Annotated in this window: 16 protein-coding genes; 6 read left to right on the plus strand and 10 right to left on the minus strand. The window is 62.2% G+C overall.

Annotated features, from left to right (window positions below):
- Positions 1 to 13 precede the first annotated feature (13 nt).
- The 7 genes from F7P80_RS05900 to F7P80_RS05930 all read right to left on the minus strand — a co-directional run bounded on the left by F7P80_RS05900 (position 14) and on the right by F7P80_RS05930 (position 6,897).
- On the minus strand, positions 14 to 1,072 hold the full coding sequence (locus tag F7P80_RS05900; protein WP_054067239.1) for an aldo/keto reductase: 1,059 nt from the start codon (positions 1,070 to 1,072) through the stop codon (positions 14 to 16).
- A 101-nt stretch (positions 1,073 to 1,173) separates the two neighbouring features.
- On the minus strand, positions 1,174 to 2,136 hold the full coding sequence (locus F7P80_RS05905) for an isoaspartyl peptidase/L-asparaginase family protein (RefSeq protein ID WP_058880208.1): 963 nt from the start codon (positions 2,134 to 2,136) through the stop codon (positions 1,174 to 1,176).
- Complete coding sequence (locus tag F7P80_RS05910; protein WP_282959020.1) at positions 2,133 to 2,876, minus strand: amino acid ABC transporter ATP-binding protein; 744 nt, start codon at positions 2,874 to 2,876, stop codon at positions 2,133 to 2,135. Before F7P80_RS05910 ends, F7P80_RS05905 begins: the two co-directional genes overlap by 4 nt.
- Positions 2,873 to 3,943, minus strand: coding sequence for an amino acid ABC transporter permease (locus F7P80_RS05915; RefSeq protein ID WP_054067236.1), 1,071 nt, complete (start codon positions 3,941 to 3,943; stop codon positions 2,873 to 2,875). Before F7P80_RS05915 ends, F7P80_RS05910 begins: the two co-directional genes overlap by 4 nt.
- Position 3,944: 1 nt before the next feature.
- Positions 3,945 to 4,922, minus strand: a complete 978-nt coding sequence (locus F7P80_RS05920; RefSeq protein WP_151043390.1) for an ABC transporter permease subunit — start codon at positions 4,920 to 4,922, stop codon at positions 3,945 to 3,947.
- Between the two features lie 35 nt (positions 4,923 to 4,957).
- On the minus strand, positions 4,958 to 5,986 hold the full coding sequence (locus F7P80_RS05925; protein ID WP_205245381.1) for an amino acid ABC transporter substrate-binding protein: 1,029 nt from the start codon (positions 5,984 to 5,986) through the stop codon (positions 4,958 to 4,960).
- Between the two features lie 50 nt (positions 5,987 to 6,036).
- Positions 6,037 to 6,897 carry a MurR/RpiR family transcriptional regulator gene (locus F7P80_RS05930; RefSeq protein ID WP_151043392.1) on the minus strand — a complete coding sequence of 287 codons (861 nt, stop codon included), beginning with the start codon at positions 6,895 to 6,897 and terminating at the stop codon, positions 6,037 to 6,039.
- Between the two features lie 144 nt (positions 6,898 to 7,041).
- On the opposite strand from F7P80_RS05930, the gene F7P80_RS05935 reads away from it, so the two are divergent.
- The 4 genes from F7P80_RS05935 to F7P80_RS05950 all read left to right on the plus strand — a co-directional run bounded on the left by F7P80_RS05935 (position 7,042) and on the right by F7P80_RS05950 (position 14,027).
- The gene (locus F7P80_RS05935) at positions 7,042 to 7,962 is read left to right on the plus strand and encodes an alpha/beta fold hydrolase (protein WP_151043394.1); all 921 of its coding nucleotides are present in this window, start codon (positions 7,042 to 7,044) and stop codon (positions 7,960 to 7,962) included.
- Positions 7,963 to 8,102: 140 nt separating this feature from the next.
- Positions 8,103 to 8,480 (plus strand): hypothetical protein, encoded by a 378-nt coding sequence (locus tag F7P80_RS05940; RefSeq protein WP_077344631.1) that lies wholly within the window; start codon positions 8,103 to 8,105, stop codon positions 8,478 to 8,480.
- A 65-nt stretch (positions 8,481 to 8,545) separates the two neighbouring features.
- A complete protein-coding gene (locus F7P80_RS05945; protein ID WP_151043396.1) occupies positions 8,546 to 12,271 on the plus strand; it encodes a hybrid sensor histidine kinase/response regulator in 3,726 nt (1,241 codons plus the stop codon).
- Between the two features lie 211 nt (positions 12,272 to 12,482).
- Complete coding sequence (locus F7P80_RS05950; protein ID WP_151043398.1) at positions 12,483 to 14,027, plus strand: methyl-accepting chemotaxis protein; 1,545 nt, start codon at positions 12,483 to 12,485, stop codon at positions 14,025 to 14,027.
- Positions 14,028 to 14,122: 95 nt separating this feature from the next.
- Here F7P80_RS05950 and F7P80_RS05955 read toward each other — a convergent pair whose 3' ends face one another.
- The gene (locus tag F7P80_RS05955; RefSeq protein ID WP_054067228.1) at positions 14,123 to 14,371 is read right to left on the minus strand and encodes a DUF3297 family protein; all 249 of its coding nucleotides are present in this window, start codon (positions 14,369 to 14,371) and stop codon (positions 14,123 to 14,125) included.
- Positions 14,372 to 14,617: 246 nt separating this feature from the next.
- Here F7P80_RS05955 and F7P80_RS05960 point away from each other — a divergent pair, with 246 nt between their 5' ends.
- Positions 14,618 to 15,292 carry a glutathione S-transferase gene (locus tag F7P80_RS05960; protein WP_151043400.1) on the plus strand — a complete coding sequence of 225 codons (675 nt, stop codon included), beginning with the start codon at positions 14,618 to 14,620 and terminating at the stop codon, positions 15,290 to 15,292.
- A gap of 145 nt (positions 15,293 to 15,437) precedes the next feature.
- On the opposite strand, the gene F7P80_RS05965 is transcribed toward F7P80_RS05960, so the two are convergent.
- A complete protein-coding gene (locus F7P80_RS05965) occupies positions 15,438 to 16,172 on the minus strand; it encodes a pseudouridine synthase (protein WP_242603968.1) in 735 nt (244 codons plus the stop codon).
- 47 nt (positions 16,173 to 16,219) lie between these two features.
- Positions 16,220 to 16,519 carry an SWIB/MDM2 domain-containing protein gene (locus F7P80_RS05970; protein ID WP_054067226.1) on the minus strand — a complete coding sequence of 100 codons (300 nt, stop codon included), beginning with the start codon at positions 16,517 to 16,519 and terminating at the stop codon, positions 16,220 to 16,222.
- A gap of 256 nt (positions 16,520 to 16,775) precedes the next feature.
- Here F7P80_RS05970 and rraA point away from each other — a divergent pair, with 256 nt between their 5' ends.
- Positions 16,776 to 17,279 carry a ribonuclease E activity regulator RraA gene (gene rraA, locus F7P80_RS05975; protein WP_058880212.1) on the plus strand — a complete coding sequence of 168 codons (504 nt, stop codon included), beginning with the start codon at positions 16,776 to 16,778 and terminating at the stop codon, positions 17,277 to 17,279.
- Positions 17,280 to 17,443: the final 164 nt, after the last annotated feature.

Consider the following 17,443-nt stretch of genomic DNA (forward strand, 5'->3'; position numbering starts at 1 on the left):
TATCAACGTTGTCTTACTGCCCTGGGTCGCGGTATTGCCAACGCAGGGCGTCAAATTGTTCCATCAATTCGCCGGGCAGCTGCACATTCCATGCATCCACAGCTTCATCCAGATGGGACAGGCTGGTCACGCCAATGATGGTGCTGGCCACACGCCAGCTGCGGTAGCAGAAGGCCAGGGCCATCTGCGTGGGCGTGAGGCCATGCTCACGTGCCAGCTGGTTGTAGCGGCGCGCGGCCTCCAGTGCCTCAGGACGACCCCAGCGTTGCTTTTGCACCGAGGGGTAGGACAGGCGCGTGCCCTTGGGGGCGTCAGGGCCTGTGATGCCGCTTTGGTCATATTTACCCGTCAGCAAACCCACACCCAGCGGGGAGTAGGCCAGCAAGCCGACATCCAGGCGGTGACAGGTTTCATCCATGGCGTTTTCCCAGCTGCGGTTAATCAGGCAGTACGGGTTTTGCACGCTGGCCACACGCGGCAGGCCATATTGCTCGGCCAGCCGTACGAATTCATGCACGCCGTAAGGCGTCTCGTTCGACAGACCAATGTGCCGAATCTTGCCCTGCTCCACCAACTTGGCCAGCGTTTCCAGCTGCGCCTGAATGGGCGTCTGCGCAACTTCCTTGGCCGGGTCGTAGTACAGCGTGCCAAAGGCAGGCACATGGCGCTCAGGCCAGTGGATCTGGTACAGATCAATCACATCGACACCCAACCGGCGCAGGCTGCCTTCGCAGGAAGCCATGATGTCTGCGGCTGTCATGCCCTTGCCTTCACGAATCCATGGCATGCCGCGCGAAGGGCCTGCTACCTTGCTCGCCAGCACGATCTTGTCGCGCGCGCCGGGACGTGCGGCCAGCCAGCGGCCAATGATGGCCTCCGTTGCGCCATAGGTTGCCTGGCGCGCAGGCACGGCGTACATCTCGGCCGTATCCCAGAAGGTCACGCCGCGCTCCAGCGCGCGGTCCATGATGGAGAAAGCGTCTGCTTCACTGACTTGTTCGCCAAAGGTCATCGTGCCCAGGCAGATGGGGGTGACTTGCAGCGTGCTTTGGCCAAGCGGTCTTGTTTCCATGCAAAAGACTCCTTTTGATGGGCTATGAGTTTACGGCGCGACCAGCCCATAAAAACAAAGGGCGCCATGCGCGCCCCTTGTGTATTTGCTGCATGGCAGCTTCAGCGGAAGATAAAGCTCTGCGGCGCTTCACCCTGACGCATCACACCACGGTACATGCCCACGGAGTTGAACGGCATGTGCACATGGCCCTTGGCGTCCACCGAGACCAGACCGCCCGAGCCGCCAATATCCTTGAGCAGCCCATGCACCACGGCTTCACCGGCTTGCTCCAGACTCTCGCCCTTGTAGGCCATGCGCGCGTGAATGTCGTGCCCCACGCAGGCGCGCAGGAAGTGCTCGCCCGTGCCCGTGCAGGCAATCGCACAGGTCGCGTTGTTGGCGTAGATACCGGCACCGACAATGGGCGAATCACCCACGCGGCCGGGGCGCTTGTTGGTCAACCCGCCGGTGGACACCGCCGCCGCCACATTGCCATGCTGGTCCAGCGCGACCGCACCCACGGTGCCATGCTTGCCATCTTCACGGATGGGGGTTGGCTTTTCGGTCAGGGTCTTGGCGGAATGGTCCAGCGCCATCACACCTGCACCTTGCGCACGCACGCGCTGCAGCTGGGCCAGGCGCTCCTCGGAATGGAAGTAGGCGGCGTCGGCCATGGGTACACCCTGCTCCTGCGCCAGACGCACCGCACCCTCCCCCACCAGCAGTACGTGGTTGGTGTGGTCCATCACGGCACGCGCCAGCGCCACGGGGTTGCGCACGCCATGCACGCCGGCCACGGCTCCGGCCTTGAGGTTGCTGCCATCCATGACGGAGGCATCCATTTCATGCGTTGCATCGGCCGTATAGACCGCACCACAGCCTGCGTTGAAGAGCGGACAGTCTTCGAGCGACTGCACGGCTGCCTGCACGGCATCCAGCGCGGAGCCACCAGCCTCCAGCACCGCAGCGCCTGCGCGCAGTGCGGCCTGCAGGCCTTCATGGTAGGGCGCTTCGTTGGCCTGTTCAGGGGAAATCGTGCCAGCACCACCGTGCACGGCAATCACAAACGGTACGGTGCTCATGCGGCGTGCCTCAAAATCTTGCCCAGGAAAGCGCGGCTGCGCTCGCTCTGGGGGTTGTGGAAGAACTGCTCGGGCGGCTGCACTTCCAGAATCTGGCCGCCATCCATGAATACCACGCGGTCGGCCACCTGCTGGGCAAAGCCCATTTCGTGCGTCACGCACAGCATGGTCATGCCCTGCCCGGCCAGCTCCACCATCACTTCCAGCACTTCATTGACCATTTCTGGGTCGAGTGCCGAAGTGGGCTCGTCAAACAGCATCAGCTCAGGGCTCATGCACAGCGCACGCGCAATCGCCACGCGCTGCTGCTGGCCGCCAGACATCTGGCCCGGGTACTTGTGCGCCTGTGCGGCAATGCGCACACGTTCGAGCTGCGCCATGGCGGTGGCTTCGGCCTCCTTGCGGCTCACGCCCAGCACATGCATGGGCGCCAGCATCAGGTTTTCCAGCACGCTCAGATGCGGAAACAGGTTGAACTGCTGGAACACCATGCCAATGTGGCGGCGTGCCTTGGCGGCAGCGGCGCTCTGGTCCATGGGCTGGCCTTTGAACAGGATGCGGCCGCCGTCAATGGTTTCGATTTCATTGACGCAGCGAATCAGCGTGGATTTGCCGGAGCCCGAGGGACCGCAGATCACAATCTTTTCGCCCTTGGCCACGGTCAGCGAGCAGTCCGTCAGGGCATGGAAATTGCCATACCACTTGTGGACGCCTTCGATTTGCAAAATGGGAGTGTTCATCGCTTATCCAATGCGTAGCGTTGTTCCAGAAAACGTCCATAGCGCACGATGGACAGGCCCAGAACCAGATAAATGGCCGACACCACGATGTAGGCCTCCACAAAGTAAGGGCGCCATTCAGGGTTGGTGAGCGCCATCTTCAGGCTGCCGGTGAGGTCGTAGATGTTCACGATGGCCACCAGCGAGGTGTCCTTGAGCACACCGATGAAGTGGCTGGTGGCCGGTGGAATCGTCAGGCGCCCGGCCTGCGGCAGGATCACGAGCTTGAGCGTCTGCCAGCGCGACAGGCTCAGCGCGTGGGCCGCTTCGGCCTGCCCCTTGGCAATGGCCTGCAGACCGCCGCGATACACCTCCGCCAGATAGGCGGCAGAAAAACCCGTCAGACACAGCGCCACGCGCACCATGGCGTCGCCGCGCCATGCAGCCGGCAGCAGCAGCGGCAGCACGAAGGCGCCAAAGAACAGCACGGTAATCAGAGGCACGCCGCGCACCAGCTCGATATAGCCGGTGCAGACCCAGCGCACGATGGGCAGCTGCGAGCGGCGGCCCAGTGCCAGCGCAATGGCCAGTGGCACGGAGGTAATCACGGCAAACACGCTGAGCAGCAGCGTCAGCGGCAGACCGCCCCAGAGGTCGGAGTCCACAGGCGTCAGCCCGGCCCAGCCACCGGCAAGCAGCGCCACGAACAGCACCAGCGCGCCCGTGACCATCCACACGCCTTTGGAGCCAAAGAAGCGCGGCGTTGCAGCCAGGCCCACGGAGCCCAGCAGCAAGAGCATGCCGAGCACGGGGCGCCAGCCCTCACCCACGGGGTAGCGGCCCAGCAAAATGATGCGGTGGTTGTAGATCACGGCGCCCCAGCAGGCACCGGAGGAGTCACGGCAGACATCGGCATTCACGGCGGTGGTGGCATCCCACACACCCCAGATAAAAGCCTTGTAGAGCACCACGGCCAGCAGCACCAGCACCACGGCAGTGGTGAACGAGGTGCCAGCCGAAGCGAACATGGCCTTGAGCCAGCGTTCGCGCCAGGACGCAGGGACAGGAGGTTGCAGCATCTGCGCCATTTCAACGCTCCTTGATCGCCACGCGGCGGTTGACCTGCGCCATGATGAAGGCGGTGATCAGGTTGATGATCAGATAAACGGAAGCAATCACAGCGATGCACTCAATGGCGCGGCCGGTCTGGTTCATGCTGGTATTGGCCACGGAGACAATGTCCGGATAGCCAATGGCCACACCCAGCGAAGAGTTCTTGATGGTGCTGAGCATCAGGCTGGTATAGGGAGGAATCGCCACACGCAGGCCCTGTGGAATCAGGACCAGACGCAGGATCTGCCAGCGCGTCAGGCTCAGTGCATGACCGGCCTCGCTCTGGCCACGCGGCACGGACTGAATGCCCGCGCGCACGATCTCCGAGCAGTAGGCACCGGCATACAGCGTCAGCGCCAGCACCAGGCTCATCCATTCGGTGCTCAGCACATGGGTGCCGTGCACGCCAAACGGGGTTTCTTCCACCTCGCCCCAGGGCAGGATCAGGCCGCCCTTGCTCAGGTAAAAACCGGCTGCGTGCAGTGCATCGTCCGTATCCGGCAACCATTCGGTCATCATGATGTAGATCAGCAGCACCTGCACCAGCAGCGGGATGTTGCGCACCAGGTCCACCAACCAGCGCGAGAGCGTCTTGACCAGCGGATTCTGTGCCAGCGAGGCAATGCCCAGCCCCAGACCCAGCATGGTGGCAAACAGCAGCGCAGGCACGGCCACACGCAAGGTGTTGGCTGCGCCGGCGAGCATGGCCTGGAAGTAGGTGTCGTCCTCACCGAACGGCACCCAGCCTTCGCCGATGGCAAAACCGGCGGAATCGCTGAACAGGAAATCAAAGCCCGCAGCCATGTTGCGCTCACGCAGGTTGACCTGCGCGTTGTGCACCAGCCAGCCAAACAGTGCCAGCAGCACCAGCAGCACGGCCGCCTGTATCAGCCACGCCGCCAGCGGTATGGGTTTACGCGGTGGTTTGTCCATCGCCTTGTTGTGCTCTGTCATATCGCGAATCCGCCTGTCATGCCATCACACTCTCATCACTGCAGCGGCAGTGGGTACACCAGACCGCCTTCGGTATAGAGGCGGTTCATGCCACGGTCGAGCTTCAGCGGACTTTGCTCACCCAGGTTGCGGGCAAAGCTCTCGCCGTAGTTGCCCACCTGCTTGACGATGCGGTAAGCCCACTTCTTGTCCAGACCCAGCGACTTGCCAATGTCGTCACCATTGCCGGTAAAGCGCTTGATGGCCACGTCATCGCTCTTGGCCTTGGCGTCGATGTTTTCCTGGGTCAGGCCCAGTTCTTCGGCACCCTGCATGGCCTGCAGCGTCCAGCGCACGATGGTGAACCACTCTTCATCGCCACGGCGCACGGCAGGGCCGACGGGCTCCTTGCTGATGATTTCAGGCAGCAGCTCGTAGTCATCGGGGTTGGGCAGGTCGGTGGCACGCAGGATGGCCAGTGCGGTGTAGTCACCGGTGTAAGCCTGGCAGCGGCCCGAGGCAAAGGCCTGCTTGGAGCCTTCGGCGTTGTCAAACACCACAGTCTTGAAGCTGATCTTGTTGTTGCGTGCAAAGTCCTGCAGGTTGCGCTCGGTGCTGGTGCCGGCGTCAATACACACGGTGGCCTTGTCCAGCTGCTTGGCGCTCTTGAGGTTGGGGCGCTTCTTCACGATGAAGGCCTGACCGTCGTAGAAGTTGATGCCGGTCCAGATCAGGCCCAGGCTGGTGTCACGCGTGAAGTTGAAGGTGGTGTTGCGCGCCAGCACATCAATCTCGCCGCTTTGCAACGCAGTGATACGGGTCTGGCCGGATGTAGGCACAAACTTCACCTTGTTCGCATCACCGAGCACGGCAGCTGCCACAGCGCGGCAGAAGTCCACGTCCAGTCCACTCCACTTGCCATTGCCGTCAGCCTGCGCAAAGCCTGCGCGGCCGGTGTGCACGCCGCAGACCAGCTGGTCGCGCTGCTTCACGCCGTCGAGCACCTTGCCCGCCATGGCAGGGGTGACAGCACCCAGTGCCATGGCAACGATGGAGCCAGTCAAGATTTTTTGTGCCAGTTTCATCATGTATTCCTTTGGAGAAGTTGGCGTTGCAGGGGAGGAAAAAACGGGGTTCAGTCTCGGCCGGGCACCCGCACCTGCAGGTGCGGCAGCACGGTGTCAATCAGTTTGGTGGTGATGGCCGCGGCCTGGGGGTTCAGGCGCACCACACGCTCGAGCAGCGCTTCAATCACGGCCTGCACCGAGACATAGCTGTGCGACAGCACGCTATGTCTGGCAGGTGCCAGCAGCACCTTGTCCGCAGCACCCACGAGGGGGGACGAAGCCGCGTCGGTCAGCGCCACCACGGTGGCACCGCGCTCACGCGCAAAACGGGCCAGCGTGACGATGTCCATGGAGTAGCGCGGCACTGTGATGGCCAGCACCACATCACCCTTGCCCAGGCGCGACATGCGGCGCAGGATCTGCTCGGTACCACCGCCTTCGGACAGGTGGGTCGCATCCTGCACATAGGGCATGAAAGCGCTCGCCGCAAAGCCTGCAAAGTAGTGGCTCATGCCCAGACCAATGGTGTAGACATGGCGCGCTTGCAGCAGGCGCTGCGCACATTGCTCCAGCACCTGCAAGTCCAGCTCGCCTGCGGCCTGCAACAGCCCTGACTGGGCACTGGCCAGCGGATGGCTGGACTGCACATCGGCCTGCTGGCGCAGCTTGGCAATGGGCTCCTGCGCGTCCTGCAGCTCGGCAGCCAGTGCCGCACGCAGCTCCACAAAGCCCGCAAAGCCTGCGTGCGTGGCAAAACGGTTCACCGCCGATTGCGAGGCACGCGCCTGATCGGCAATTTCATCGGCCGTCAGCGAAATGGCATGCAGCGGGTGAGCCGCCATCCACAGCCCGACCTTGCGGATCGCAGGTGTGGCTTCCAGTGCGGACTGGCGCAGACGGTTGAGCAGGCTCATGGTCAGGGTTTGCACGAATGAATGAAAAAATTCAAATTAAATTCGATTTGAATGACTTCATTCATCCTAGCGCATGCCAGATGGAAAAAACAAGGGCCTGCGCATACGTAGTTACCGCTGTCTCATGCACGACCAGTGCCTGTCCAATAATGCGCAGCCATGTACCAAGTTCAGCGACCCAGCGCCTCCCACGACCTCACCATTCGCCATATGCGTTACCGCGTCCGCACCTGGGGCCAGCCGCAGCCCGGTGTGCTGCCGCTGGTGCTGGTGCATGGCTGGATGGATGTGAGCGCCTCCTACCAGTTTGTCGTCGATGCCCTCTCCGAGGCCTTCTATGCGGGCCGCCACATCATTGCCCCCGACTGGCGCGGCTTTGGCCACAGCATGCCGCCTGCGCCCTGTGATCACTACCACTTTGCGGACTATCTGGGCGATCTGGATGCCCTGCTCGACCACTACGCGCCTGAGGGCCAGCCCGTAGATCTGGTCGGCCACAGCATGGGCGGCAATGTCGCCATGCTCTATGCAGGTGCCCGCCCGGCACGCATTCGACGCCTCGTCAATCTGGAAGGCTTTGGCCTGCCTGCCACCCAGCCCAGCCAGGCACCGCGGCGCATGGGCCGCTGGCTGGATGAACTCAAGCAGCTGCACCAGGCAGAGATCACCCTCAAGACCTATGACAGCCGCGAAGCCGTGGCCGCCCGCCTGCGCAAGACCAACCGCCGCCTGAGTGAAGACAAGGCCATGTGGCTGGCAGGCGAATGGTCGGCGCCCGATGCGCAGGGGCGCTGGGCCATTCTGGGGGATGCGGCGCACAAGGTGGTCAACCCCCAGCTGTTTCGCGTGGACGAAGTGCTGGCTCATTACGCAGCGATTACCGCCCCCGTGCTGGCCGTGGAAGCCAGCGACGACAGCATGAGCCTGTGGTGGAAAGACCAGTACGATCTGGCCGAGTACCATCAACGCCTGCAAGCCGTACCCGACTGCCGCATTGCACGCGTGGAAGATGCGGGCCATATGCTGCACCATGACCAGCCGCTCGCGGTGGCACAGCTGATCGAAGACTTCTGCCGCTAAGCCGCGTGCATGCTTCAGAAAAGCAAGCAGCTAGCGCAAGCTAATGCTTGCTTTGCGGTACATTTGCACCTCAAACCCTTGATTTTCAGGCGCTAGCCGCTCTTATTTTTGCGCCTGCTTTTACCTGAAGGCCTGCCGCCATGTGGCTGACTGATCTGTTGCGCAAACTCACCAAAGGCCCGAACGTGGGCGAAACCTTCCGTGACTACATTGGCTGCTACCTCTACGGCATTGAGGGCACCACCGCCAAACCCGAGTACCTGGGCGCGCCCACCACGCTGAGCGAGCTGGAGCAGGGCCTGCGCACCTATCTGCAGGACTATGTGCATGCACAGCCTGACCCAGAGTCTCCCAAAGTGCAGCTGGTGCAGGCCTTGCTTGACGAGCTGCCCGCACGCCTGCAGGCCCATGTACAGGGCGACCTGGCCCAGCCCTTGCTGGAGCTGGACGGCGCACTGCTGTTTGTACGCAAGGGCGTGCGCCAGCGCCGCAAGGAAAATGGCCGGTTTGTGGAATAAGCCCAGCCCGACTTCTTGACACTTGCCCTTAGTGCCCGCTTCCCTTGAGCCCGCCCTCCAATCCCATGACTGAGACCGCGCAGCCGTCTGCAGACTCTGCACCACCAGACCCCCGACAGCTTCTGCTGCCCTCGCTTGCTGCCATGCTGCAGGAGCTGGCACAGAGAATGCCGCCCACCAGCGTGGTCCACGCCCTGCAGGCACGCCAGCTGCTGCAGCAATTGCTGCATGCCGTGCAAGTGCTGGATCTGAACGCGCTGCTGCAGCTCATGCAGGCCATGGATGCGCCACTGCAGTCCTATGCCATGGGAGCGCAGCCCCCTGCGGAAAAGACCGGCGAGCTGCTGCAGCTGGCTGCACGCGATGCCCTCAGCTATGTGCATGCCATCAGCCAGCAGGCGCAGCCTTCTGCGCAGGAGCTGTTTGCCAGCTACCGCGCGCTGACCAAGCTCAGCGGCAAAGACACGGCCCACCCTGCAGACCTGTGGGAGCAGCCCTGGCCGATCCCCCACCTGCCAGCGCCTGCAGACACGGCCTCCATCACCCCCAGCGCCGAGCTGCGTACCCAGCTGGACCAGCATGTGCTGGCCCTGCTGCAAACCGGCAACCCGGCTTTTTGCAGCACGCTGCAGCAGCTGTGTCTGGGCCTGTCCGCCCATGCGCAGGACGCTACCAGCTGGCAACTCGCCGCTGCCTGGCTGGAAGCCGTGGAATACGGCCTGCTGGACATTGACATCTACGCCAAGCGCATGGCCTCACGCCTGCTGGCCTTCTATGCCAGCTATGCCAAGGGCACACAGCTGCCGCCCGATGTGCTGGTGCGCGATCTGCTGTTTTTCTGCGCCCAGGCGACCGATGCCGCCCAGCAGCGCCAGCAAAGCCTGCCGCCACTGCTGCAGACCATCTACCAGCAGTGCCACCCAGTAGATGAGTGGGATGAGGCAGATGCGCCCTCGCCTGCCCCTGAAGCTGCTCCAGGCTTTGTGCTGGAGACACCACCGGCACCTCCATCCGCACCTGCGCTGCCTGCCTTCGAAGCCGCACCAGAAATTCAGCCTGCACAGACCTTGGTCAGCGGCCTGGCCACACAGGCACAGCTGGAGCCTGATGCCGAGTTTTTGCAGCAGGCCGAAAACCTGTCGCAGCAGATCGAAGCCCAGCTGGCCCTGTGGCTTTCACAGGAAGCCGCGCCCACCCACCTGCCCGGCGAAACCGCTGGCCACGCCAGCGAGCTCTCACGCCTGGCCTGGGCAGCAGGCTGCGCAGAAATTGCCACGCTGGCCCACCAGCTGCAGCGCTGCATGCAGCGCATGGCGGCAGATGCCCCCATGGCACAGCGCAAGACCTGCCAGTACGCGGCCGAAGAAATCCGCCGCCTGCTGCACCAGTTTGCGGCGGGCTTTATGCGCCGCGCCCACCCTCAGGTCATTGAGGCGCTGTACCAGCTCTACGCACAGCTGCCCGAGCCGGCGATCACGCTCAATAGCCCGTCCAACCCTGCTCCAGAGCTTGTAGAGCAAGCACCAGAAGCGCTGGAAACTGAAGCAACAGAAGCTCCTCCAGCCCCCACAGCTCCCACAGCTCCCACAGCGGAACCTGTCAGCGAACCACCACTGGCAGCGGACACAGCCACTGCTAGCGAACCTGTGCCCGTGGCGGCTGCACCTGTGCTTGACGCCATGCATTTCTCCGTGTTTGAAGAAGAAATGCTCGCCCTGTGGCCCAAGCTGCAAAGCGCGCTCAAGCACTGGATCAAGCAGCCGCAGGAGCAGGCCGCCCGTCAGATCGTGCTGCGCAGCCTGCACACCCTCAAGGGCAGCGCCCGTCTGGCCGGTGCCATGGCCTGGGCCAGCCAGGTGCATGCACTGGAAGGCTTGGCACTGGATGCACCGCAGGAAGATGGCCCCCGTGGCCCTGCCAGCCTGCCCGCCCCGATTGAAGCCCTGCGCATTGCCTTTGTGGCTCTGCAACAGGAAATGAACGAGCGCTACCCCGAGCGCCAGCTCAGCCACCTGCAGCAGCAACCGCTGGACGTGGTGGCACGCCATGCCCAGGCCCTGTGGCACAGCCAGGACAACAGCCAGCAGGCGCTGACAGCCAGCCAGATGTCTTTGCAGGAAATTGCCAGCGGGCTGCAGAAACTGCGCGCCCAGATTCAGGACTGTGCGGCCTGGGCCGACACCCTGATGCTGCATGGCGATGTGGATCTGCCCTACGAATGGCATGAAGAGCTGCACGATCTGGTTCATGCCCTGAACGACTGCACCGACGACCTGGGCACCGCCCAGCAGCAGCTGCAGCAAAGCATGGGCGATGCTCAGCAGGCCCTGTCCAGCCAGGCCAGCCATCTGCGCGCCTTGCAGCACACCCTGCTGTACACACGCCTGCTGCCTCTGACGCACATTCAGGATCGCCTCACCGCCTGCGTGCAGCAGGCCGCGCAAGACTGCGGCAAATCCGTGCAGCTGTACTGGCAGGGTGCTGATACGGTCATGGAGCGCTGCGTGCAGGAGGCGCTCACGCCAGCCCTTGAGCACTTGCTGCGCAACAGCGTGGCTCATGGCATTGAAGCGCCTGCACAGCGCCAGGCCGCCAAGAAGGCGGAAACCGGCAAGATCCTCATCCGCCTGCACACGGCCGGGCTGCAGCAGGTGCTCAGCCTGTTTGACGATGGCACAGGGCTCAACCCCGAAGCGATTCGCGAAAAGGCCGTCCAGATGGGGCTGATCAGCGCCGACGAGCCGGTAGACCATGCCCGCGCCGCCGCGCTGATTCTGCAGCCCGGCTTGAGCACCGCCAGCCAGCTGACCGAAGTGGCAGGCCGCGGCATTGGCATGGATGCCGTGGCCGACATCGTGCGCGAACTAGGCGGCACGCTGCACATCACCAGCACCCCCGGCAAAGGCTGCCGCATGGACATCACCCTGCCAGCCCCGCCCCAGGTCGAGCAGGTGCTGGCCCTGCGCGCAGGCAGCTGGCGCGTCACCATCCCTGCACGCAGCGTGGAAGCCGTGCGTCGCATTCCCGTGGCTGCGGCCGATCAGGCACTGGCCCACGGCATGCTGCAAGATCAAGGCAGCGCCCCCGTGCCCGTGTACTGGGCCGGTGCGGTCTGGCAGCAATCCGCCAGAAGTCTGGAATCACCGCTGGATGGCCAGCGCCACCTGCTCATCGTGCGTGGCGACACGGCGCGCTGGGGCCTGGTGGTGGATGAAGTGCTGGGCATGCAGGAAGTTGTGCTGCAGCCCCCGGCCCATCTGGAAGTGCCTGTGCCCGGCCTCATGGGCACGGCCACCATGCCATCAGGCCATGTGCTGCAGGTCTACGAGCCCTCCCCAGTGCTCATGGCACATGAAGCGCGCCTGCTGACCCAACCCGAAGAAGCCACCACGCTTGATACCCAGGAACCCGAGCGCCCACTGGTGCTGCTGGCCGATGACTCCATGAGCGTGCGCCGCCTGGCCCAGCACCTGCTGCAGACCCACGGCTACCGCATGGTGACAGCCACCGATGGCCTGGAAGCCCTGCAGCTGCTGGAAAACGGCGAACGCCCCACGCTGCTGATTGCCGACGTGGAAATGCCCAATATGGACGGCATGGAACTGCTGCGCCGCGTGCGCAATGACGAGCGCTTCGTCCAGCTGCCGGTGCTGATGCTCACGGCCCACACCGCTGGCCCCGTGAGCCAGAAGGCCATCAGCCTGGGCGCACAGGCCTTTCTCACCAAGCCCTACTCGCCCAACGAGCTGCTGGCCCAGGTGCGCCGCTACAGCAAGCGCACAGACATCTGATCGCATGGCCCTCGCGGCCATGCGCTGCAGGGCAGTGCAGATATATCTCAGCTCAGCGCATCAAATGCGCTTCTTGCTGACACGATTGGCAATCGCAGATACATATCCTCACAGGCGCAACCAGTCTCCTGATGCGGGGGACTGGCCCGACAGCACCGCCACGACACTGCTTGCCGTGCGGTTTCGCCCCACACCTACGAGTAAGAACAGCATGCGCAACAACCAGCCGGTGACCAGTCACGAGCACCTGATCAGCGACAACGCCACGCTGATGTCTACCACTGACCCCAATAGCTACATCAGCTATGCCAATGCTGCCTTTGTGGAAGCCAGTGGCTACAGCATTGATGATCTGCGCAGCCAGCCGCACAACATCGTGCGCCACCCGGACATGCCCAAAGAGGCATTCGCCGACATGTGGGCCACACTCAAGTCCGGTGAACCCTGGAGTGCCCTGGTCAAAAACCGCCGCCAGAACGGTGACTACTACTGGGTGCGTGCCAATGCCGTACCCATCATCCGCAACGGCCAGACCATGGGCTATATGTCCGTGCGTACCAAGGCCTCGTCGGACGAAATTCATGCCGTCAGCAAGCTGTACGCAGCCATGCGCGCCGGCCAGGCCAAGGGCGTGCGCCTGTACAAGGGCGTGCTGATTCGCACTGGGCTGGGCAAGATTCTGTCTGCGGGCAAGCTCATGGGCCTGCGCACCCGCATGCGTCTGAACATGCTGTCGCTGTGGCTGATTGCCTGCGCAGGCAGCCTGGCACTGGTGGGTACAGGCACCACGGGACTGAGCGTGGTGGCTCTGCTCACAGTGCTGTTCCTTGTGGGCTGCGGCATGCTGGAGTCGCAGTTTGCACGCCCCATTGAACAACTGCGCAAGCAAGCACTGGACGTCGCCACCGGCAACAACCGTGATGCCATGCCCATTGACCGCGTCGATGAAATCGGCATCACCATGCGCGCCGTCAGCCAGCTGGGCCTGATGTTCCGCTGGCTGATTGATGATGTGAGCCAGCAGGTGCTGAGCGTGCGCTCGGCCGTGGAAGAAATCGCCAAGGGCAATCTGGACCTGAGCGAACGCACGGAACGCTCTGCTTCCAACGTGCAGCAGACAGCCTCTTTCATGGAGCAAATGACCAGCACCGTGGAAAACAATGCCAACACCGCCGTACAGGCATCGAACCTGGCGCAGCAGACCTCGTCTTCTGCCAGCCAGGGCGGTCAGGCCATGCACAAGGTGTCTGACGTGATGAGCGAAATTTCCACCAGTGCCAACCGCATGAACGACATCATTGGCACCATCGACTCCATCGCCTTCCAGACCAACATCCTCGCGCTCAATGCAGCCGTGGAAGCTGCTCGCGCTGGTGAGCAGGGCCGTGGCTTTGCCGTGGTGGCCTCGGAAGTGCGCTCACTGGCGCAGCGCAGTGCCACCGCCGCCAAGGAAATCAAGGACCTGATCAACAACTGCGTAGACAAGGTGCAAAACGGCACCGCACTGGTCAACCACACCCAGACAGAAATCGAAGCCATCGTGCAGCAGGTGCAGCAGGTCTCCTCCCTGATCACCGAAATCAGCGCCGCCACGCGTGAACAGCGCGACGGCATTCTGGAAGCCAGCCAGTCCATCGGCCAGATGGATGCCATCACCCAGCAAAACGCAGCGCTGGTAGAACAAAGCGCGGCCGCTTCGCAGAGCCTGGAGAGCCAGACGCAGCGACTGGTTGAGGCCGTCGGCGTCTTCCACTGAAAGCTTCACAGACTCGCCCATAAAAAACGCCTTTCCAGGACTGCAAAAATCCTGGAAAGGCGTTGTCTTTGCGCAGCGCGTGCTTGGCGTGCGTCTTAGCGGTAGAAAGCTTCGACCTGGCCCTTGAGCTTGATCAGCAGAGGACGGCCCTTGCGGTCCAGCGTCTTGCCAGCGGGCACCTTGACCCAGCCTTCGCTGATGCAGTATTCCTCCACATCATTGCGTTCCTTGCCATTGAAGCGGATGCCGATGTCGTGCTCAAACACTTCACGGACAAAAAACTTGCTGCTGGGGTCAATCGACAGGTGATCTGGCAGTTCTGGGCGTGCTGTAGCTTCAGTCATAGTTTTTCCATGTTTGCGGGGCTGACAACGCCCCATTCATCTCAGCGCGCCATTGTCCTGCATTTCACAAGGCCCTCGGGCGCATCGCCTGACTGTGTGACGGTCAACCGGTCTGCTGCGCAAAGTAACAAAGCCAGGTGCGACTTGCCCGGCCACACCACCGGCCTGCGGCGAAACGCGTACATTTCCAAGGCTGATGTGCGGCGCAGCTGCCGCGCACAATCTTCTTACTTTTCTCGCCACTGCATGAACGCCTCTGCTTTGCCCATTCTGTATTCCTTCCGCCGCTGCCCCTATGCCATGCGTGCGCGCCTTGCGCTGGCCCATGCTGGCCTGGCCTGCGAACTGCGTGAAATCAATCTGCGCAACAAGCCGCAGGCGCTGCTGGCCGCATCCCCCAAGGGCACGGTGCCCGTGCTGGTGCTGCAGGATGGCAAGGTGATTGAGCAGAGTCTGGACATCATGCTGCACGCACTGCAGGCACATGACCCCGATGGCTGGCTCACACCCACCCAGGGCACAATGCAAGACATGCTGGCGCTGATTGCACGCAATGACGGCTTCTTCAAGCAGGCGCTGGACCGCTGCAAATACCCTGAGCGCTACAGCGCAGAAGCAGTGACACAGGCCCAGCAAGACGCCAGCACATGGCTGAGCGCGCTGAATGAGCAGCTGGCTGCCACCGGCTTTCTGTTTGGCATGAACCCCAGCCTGGCCGACATGGCACTGCGACCCTTTGTGCGCCAGTTCGCACGCATTGACGAAGCACAGTGGGCCGAGCGGCCCTGGCCGCACCTGCAGGACTGGCTGCAGCGCTGGATTGACTCTGCCCTGTTTGCCGAAATCATGGAAACCTATCCCGGCTGGGTGCCCGGCACCACAGGCCCGACCTTCAGCACCAGCAGCGTGGCATCGGCCTGATGACGAACTAAACGCCGCCGCCTCTTCGCTGCACGCTCCATAAAAAAGAGCTGCCAGCGCTTGATTGATAAGGGTTTCAAGATCAAATAATTTTGAAATCCTTTATTTATCAGCGCTGGCAGCTCTTCTTTTTGAGATCAACAGTTTACGACTTCTTGTTGAACCATGCCCCGGGGCGGCGTGGTGCAGTCACTTTGCTGTTGCGTGGTTCTCCAGCTACCGCGCGCCCATAGCGCACAGGCACACCGGAGCGGGTGGTGCCTGCAGAGCTGGCCGCGCCCCAGGCAATGTCCTCGCGTGCAATCGACTTCCAGCAGCCGGGCTGCAGATCGTCCAGCTGCAAATTTGCAATGCTGCGGCGTATCAGCCGCAAGGTGGGATGGCCAATGGCCGCCGTCATCTTGCGCACCTGGCGGTTCTTGCCCTCCACCACGGTGATCTCCAGCCACACGTCCTGCACGCTCTTGCGCACGCGCACGGGCGGGTCGCGCGGGGGCACCTCGGGCTGTGGTTCCAGCAGCTGCACTTCACACGGCAAGGTGGTGTAGTCCTCAATGCGCAGACCCTCGCGCATGCACTGCAGGGCCGCCTCATCAGGCACGCGCTCGACCAATGCCCAGTAGGTCTTGGGTTTCTGGTTGCGCGGGTTGAGCAGCTGCTCAATCAGCGGGCCATCGTCAGTAAGCAGCAGCAGGCCTTCAGAGTCCTTGTCCAGACGTCCGGCAGGGTACACCCCCTTAGGCAGATCAAACTCTGCCAGCGAGCGTGCGCCATCCTCCGGCGTGAACTGGGAAAGGACGCCATAGGGCTTGTGAAAAAGAATGTACTGAGGCATGCCCGAGAAGATCACCCAATGTGCAAAGGCCAGATTGTCCTGCAAACAAAAAAGCCGGCGCTAAGGCCGGCTTGATGTGAAGCATCCGTGAATTACTTGACGTGCTTGCCGATCAGGCCAGCCATTTCAAACATGGACACTTGGGGCTTGCCAAACACTTCCTTGAGCTTGGCGTCCGCATTGATCATGCGCTTGTTGGCAGCATCCTGCAGATTGTTCGCTTTGATGTAAACCCACAGCTTGCTGATGATTTCTGTGCGAGGCAGGGGTTCCGAACCCACCACAGCAGCCAGAGCGGCGCTAGGTGTGAGGGGCTTCATGAAGGCTGCGTTAGGAGTGCGCTTTTTCGCGGGTGCTGCGGCTGCAGCAGTTGCCTTCTTTGCAGTTGCCATGTTTGCTTTCCTTATTGGGTGAAGTTATGCCAGAGAGCATAAGAGTTCTACGCCACGCGGCGCGCTAACTCTGGCTCTGCCAAATGCTAATGGGAAAAAAATGCCTTTCCAAGCGGTAGAACCATTTTTTTTCTTCCATTTGTTGCGAGGAACCCCCGAAAGCTTAAAAAACTGTCAGATTCCTTGGCAAAACGCGAATTTCAGTGCGAGCATGCCGCGCCAAGCAGCCCATCACAACATGCATGAAGGAGTACCAATGAGCATTGTTTTCCAGACCTGCGATCTGTGCGATGCGCACAAACACGACGACAGCGGAGCCTTTCGCGTACTGCCCCCACTGTTCGGACACTTTGGTGGTCTGCCGCAATTTGCAGGCAGTGTCGTGACGGTGAAATGCTTTGAAGACAACAGCCTGGTCAAACAGCTGCTGGACACCCCCGGCCAGGGCCGGGTGCTGGTGGTGGACGGCGGCGGCTCTGTGCGCAGGGCGCTGGTGGGCGGCAATCTGGCAGCTGCCGCCGAGCGCAATGGCTGGGCAGGCATTGTGGTGCACGGCTGCGTGCGCGATGCCGCCGAACTGCGCGAAGCCAAGGTTGGCATTGCAGCACTGGGCCTGATGCCCATGCCCACCGAAAAACGCGGCCAAGGCCAGCAGAACGTGGTGCTGGACATTGCCGGTGCGCGCGTTGCACCCGGCGACTGGCTCTACGCCGATGAAGACGGCATCGTGCTCTCAAGCACCGCCATCCATCAGGCATAAAACCATCTTGTCCCTGCAGACAAGCCCCATGGCGCTACCGCCCGGGGCTTTTTTTGCGCTTTTCGTGTCAGCGCATCTGTTTATGAACGAGCAGACACGGATTTTTCATTGCATACAAAGCACTTTTCACCAAGTGAAAAACATGTCACACCATCGCCTGAAAA

It is taken from the genome of Comamonas kerstersii (assembly GCF_008801935.1).
Classification (GTDB): Bacteria; Pseudomonadota; Gammaproteobacteria; order Burkholderiales; family Burkholderiaceae_C; genus Comamonas; species Comamonas kerstersii.

Bases quoted from the DNA above. Each gene is read 5' to 3' on its own strand.
- F7P80_RS05940 (WP_077344631.1), top strand. From the start codon at position 8,103: ATGTGGCTGACTGATCTGTTGCGCAAACTCACCAAAGGCCCGAACGTG.
- F7P80_RS05915 (WP_054067236.1), bottom strand. From the start codon at position 3,943: ATGGCGCAGATGCTGCAACCTCCTGTCCCTGCGTCCTGGCGCGAACGC.
- F7P80_RS05955 (WP_054067228.1), bottom strand. From the start codon at position 14,371: ATGACTGAAGCTACAGCACGCCCAGAACTGCCAGATCACCTGTCGATT.
- F7P80_RS05950 (WP_151043398.1), top strand. From the start codon at position 12,483: ATGCGCAACAACCAGCCGGTGACCAGTCACGAGCACCTGATCAGCGAC.
- F7P80_RS05910 (WP_282959020.1), bottom strand. From the start codon at position 2,876: ATGAACACTCCCATTTTGCAAATCGAAGGCGTCCACAAGTGGTATGGC.
- F7P80_RS05970 (WP_054067226.1), bottom strand. From the start codon at position 16,519: ATGGCAACTGCAAAGAAGGCAACTGCTGCAGCCGCAGCACCCGCGAAA.
- F7P80_RS05905 (WP_058880208.1), bottom strand. From the start codon at position 2,136: ATGAGCACCGTACCGTTTGTGATTGCCGTGCACGGTGGTGCTGGCACG.
- F7P80_RS05945 (WP_151043396.1), top strand. From the start codon at position 8,546: ATGACTGAGACCGCGCAGCCGTCTGCAGACTCTGCACCACCAGACCCC.
- F7P80_RS05960 (WP_151043400.1), top strand. From the start codon at position 14,618: ATGAACGCCTCTGCTTTGCCCATTCTGTATTCCTTCCGCCGCTGCCCC.
- F7P80_RS05920 (WP_151043390.1), bottom strand. From the start codon at position 4,922: ATGACAGAGCACAACAAGGCGATGGACAAACCACCGCGTAAACCCATA.
- F7P80_RS05935 (WP_151043394.1), top strand. From the start codon at position 7,042: ATGTACCAAGTTCAGCGACCCAGCGCCTCCCACGACCTCACCATTCGC.
- rraA (WP_058880212.1), top strand. From the start codon at position 16,776: ATGAGCATTGTTTTCCAGACCTGCGATCTGTGCGATGCGCACAAACAC.
- F7P80_RS05925 (WP_205245381.1), bottom strand. From the start codon at position 5,986: ATGAAACTGGCACAAAAAATCTTGACTGGCTCCATCGTTGCCATGGCA.
- F7P80_RS05900 (WP_054067239.1), bottom strand. From the start codon at position 1,072: ATGGAAACAAGACCGCTTGGCCAAAGCACGCTGCAAGTCACCCCCATC.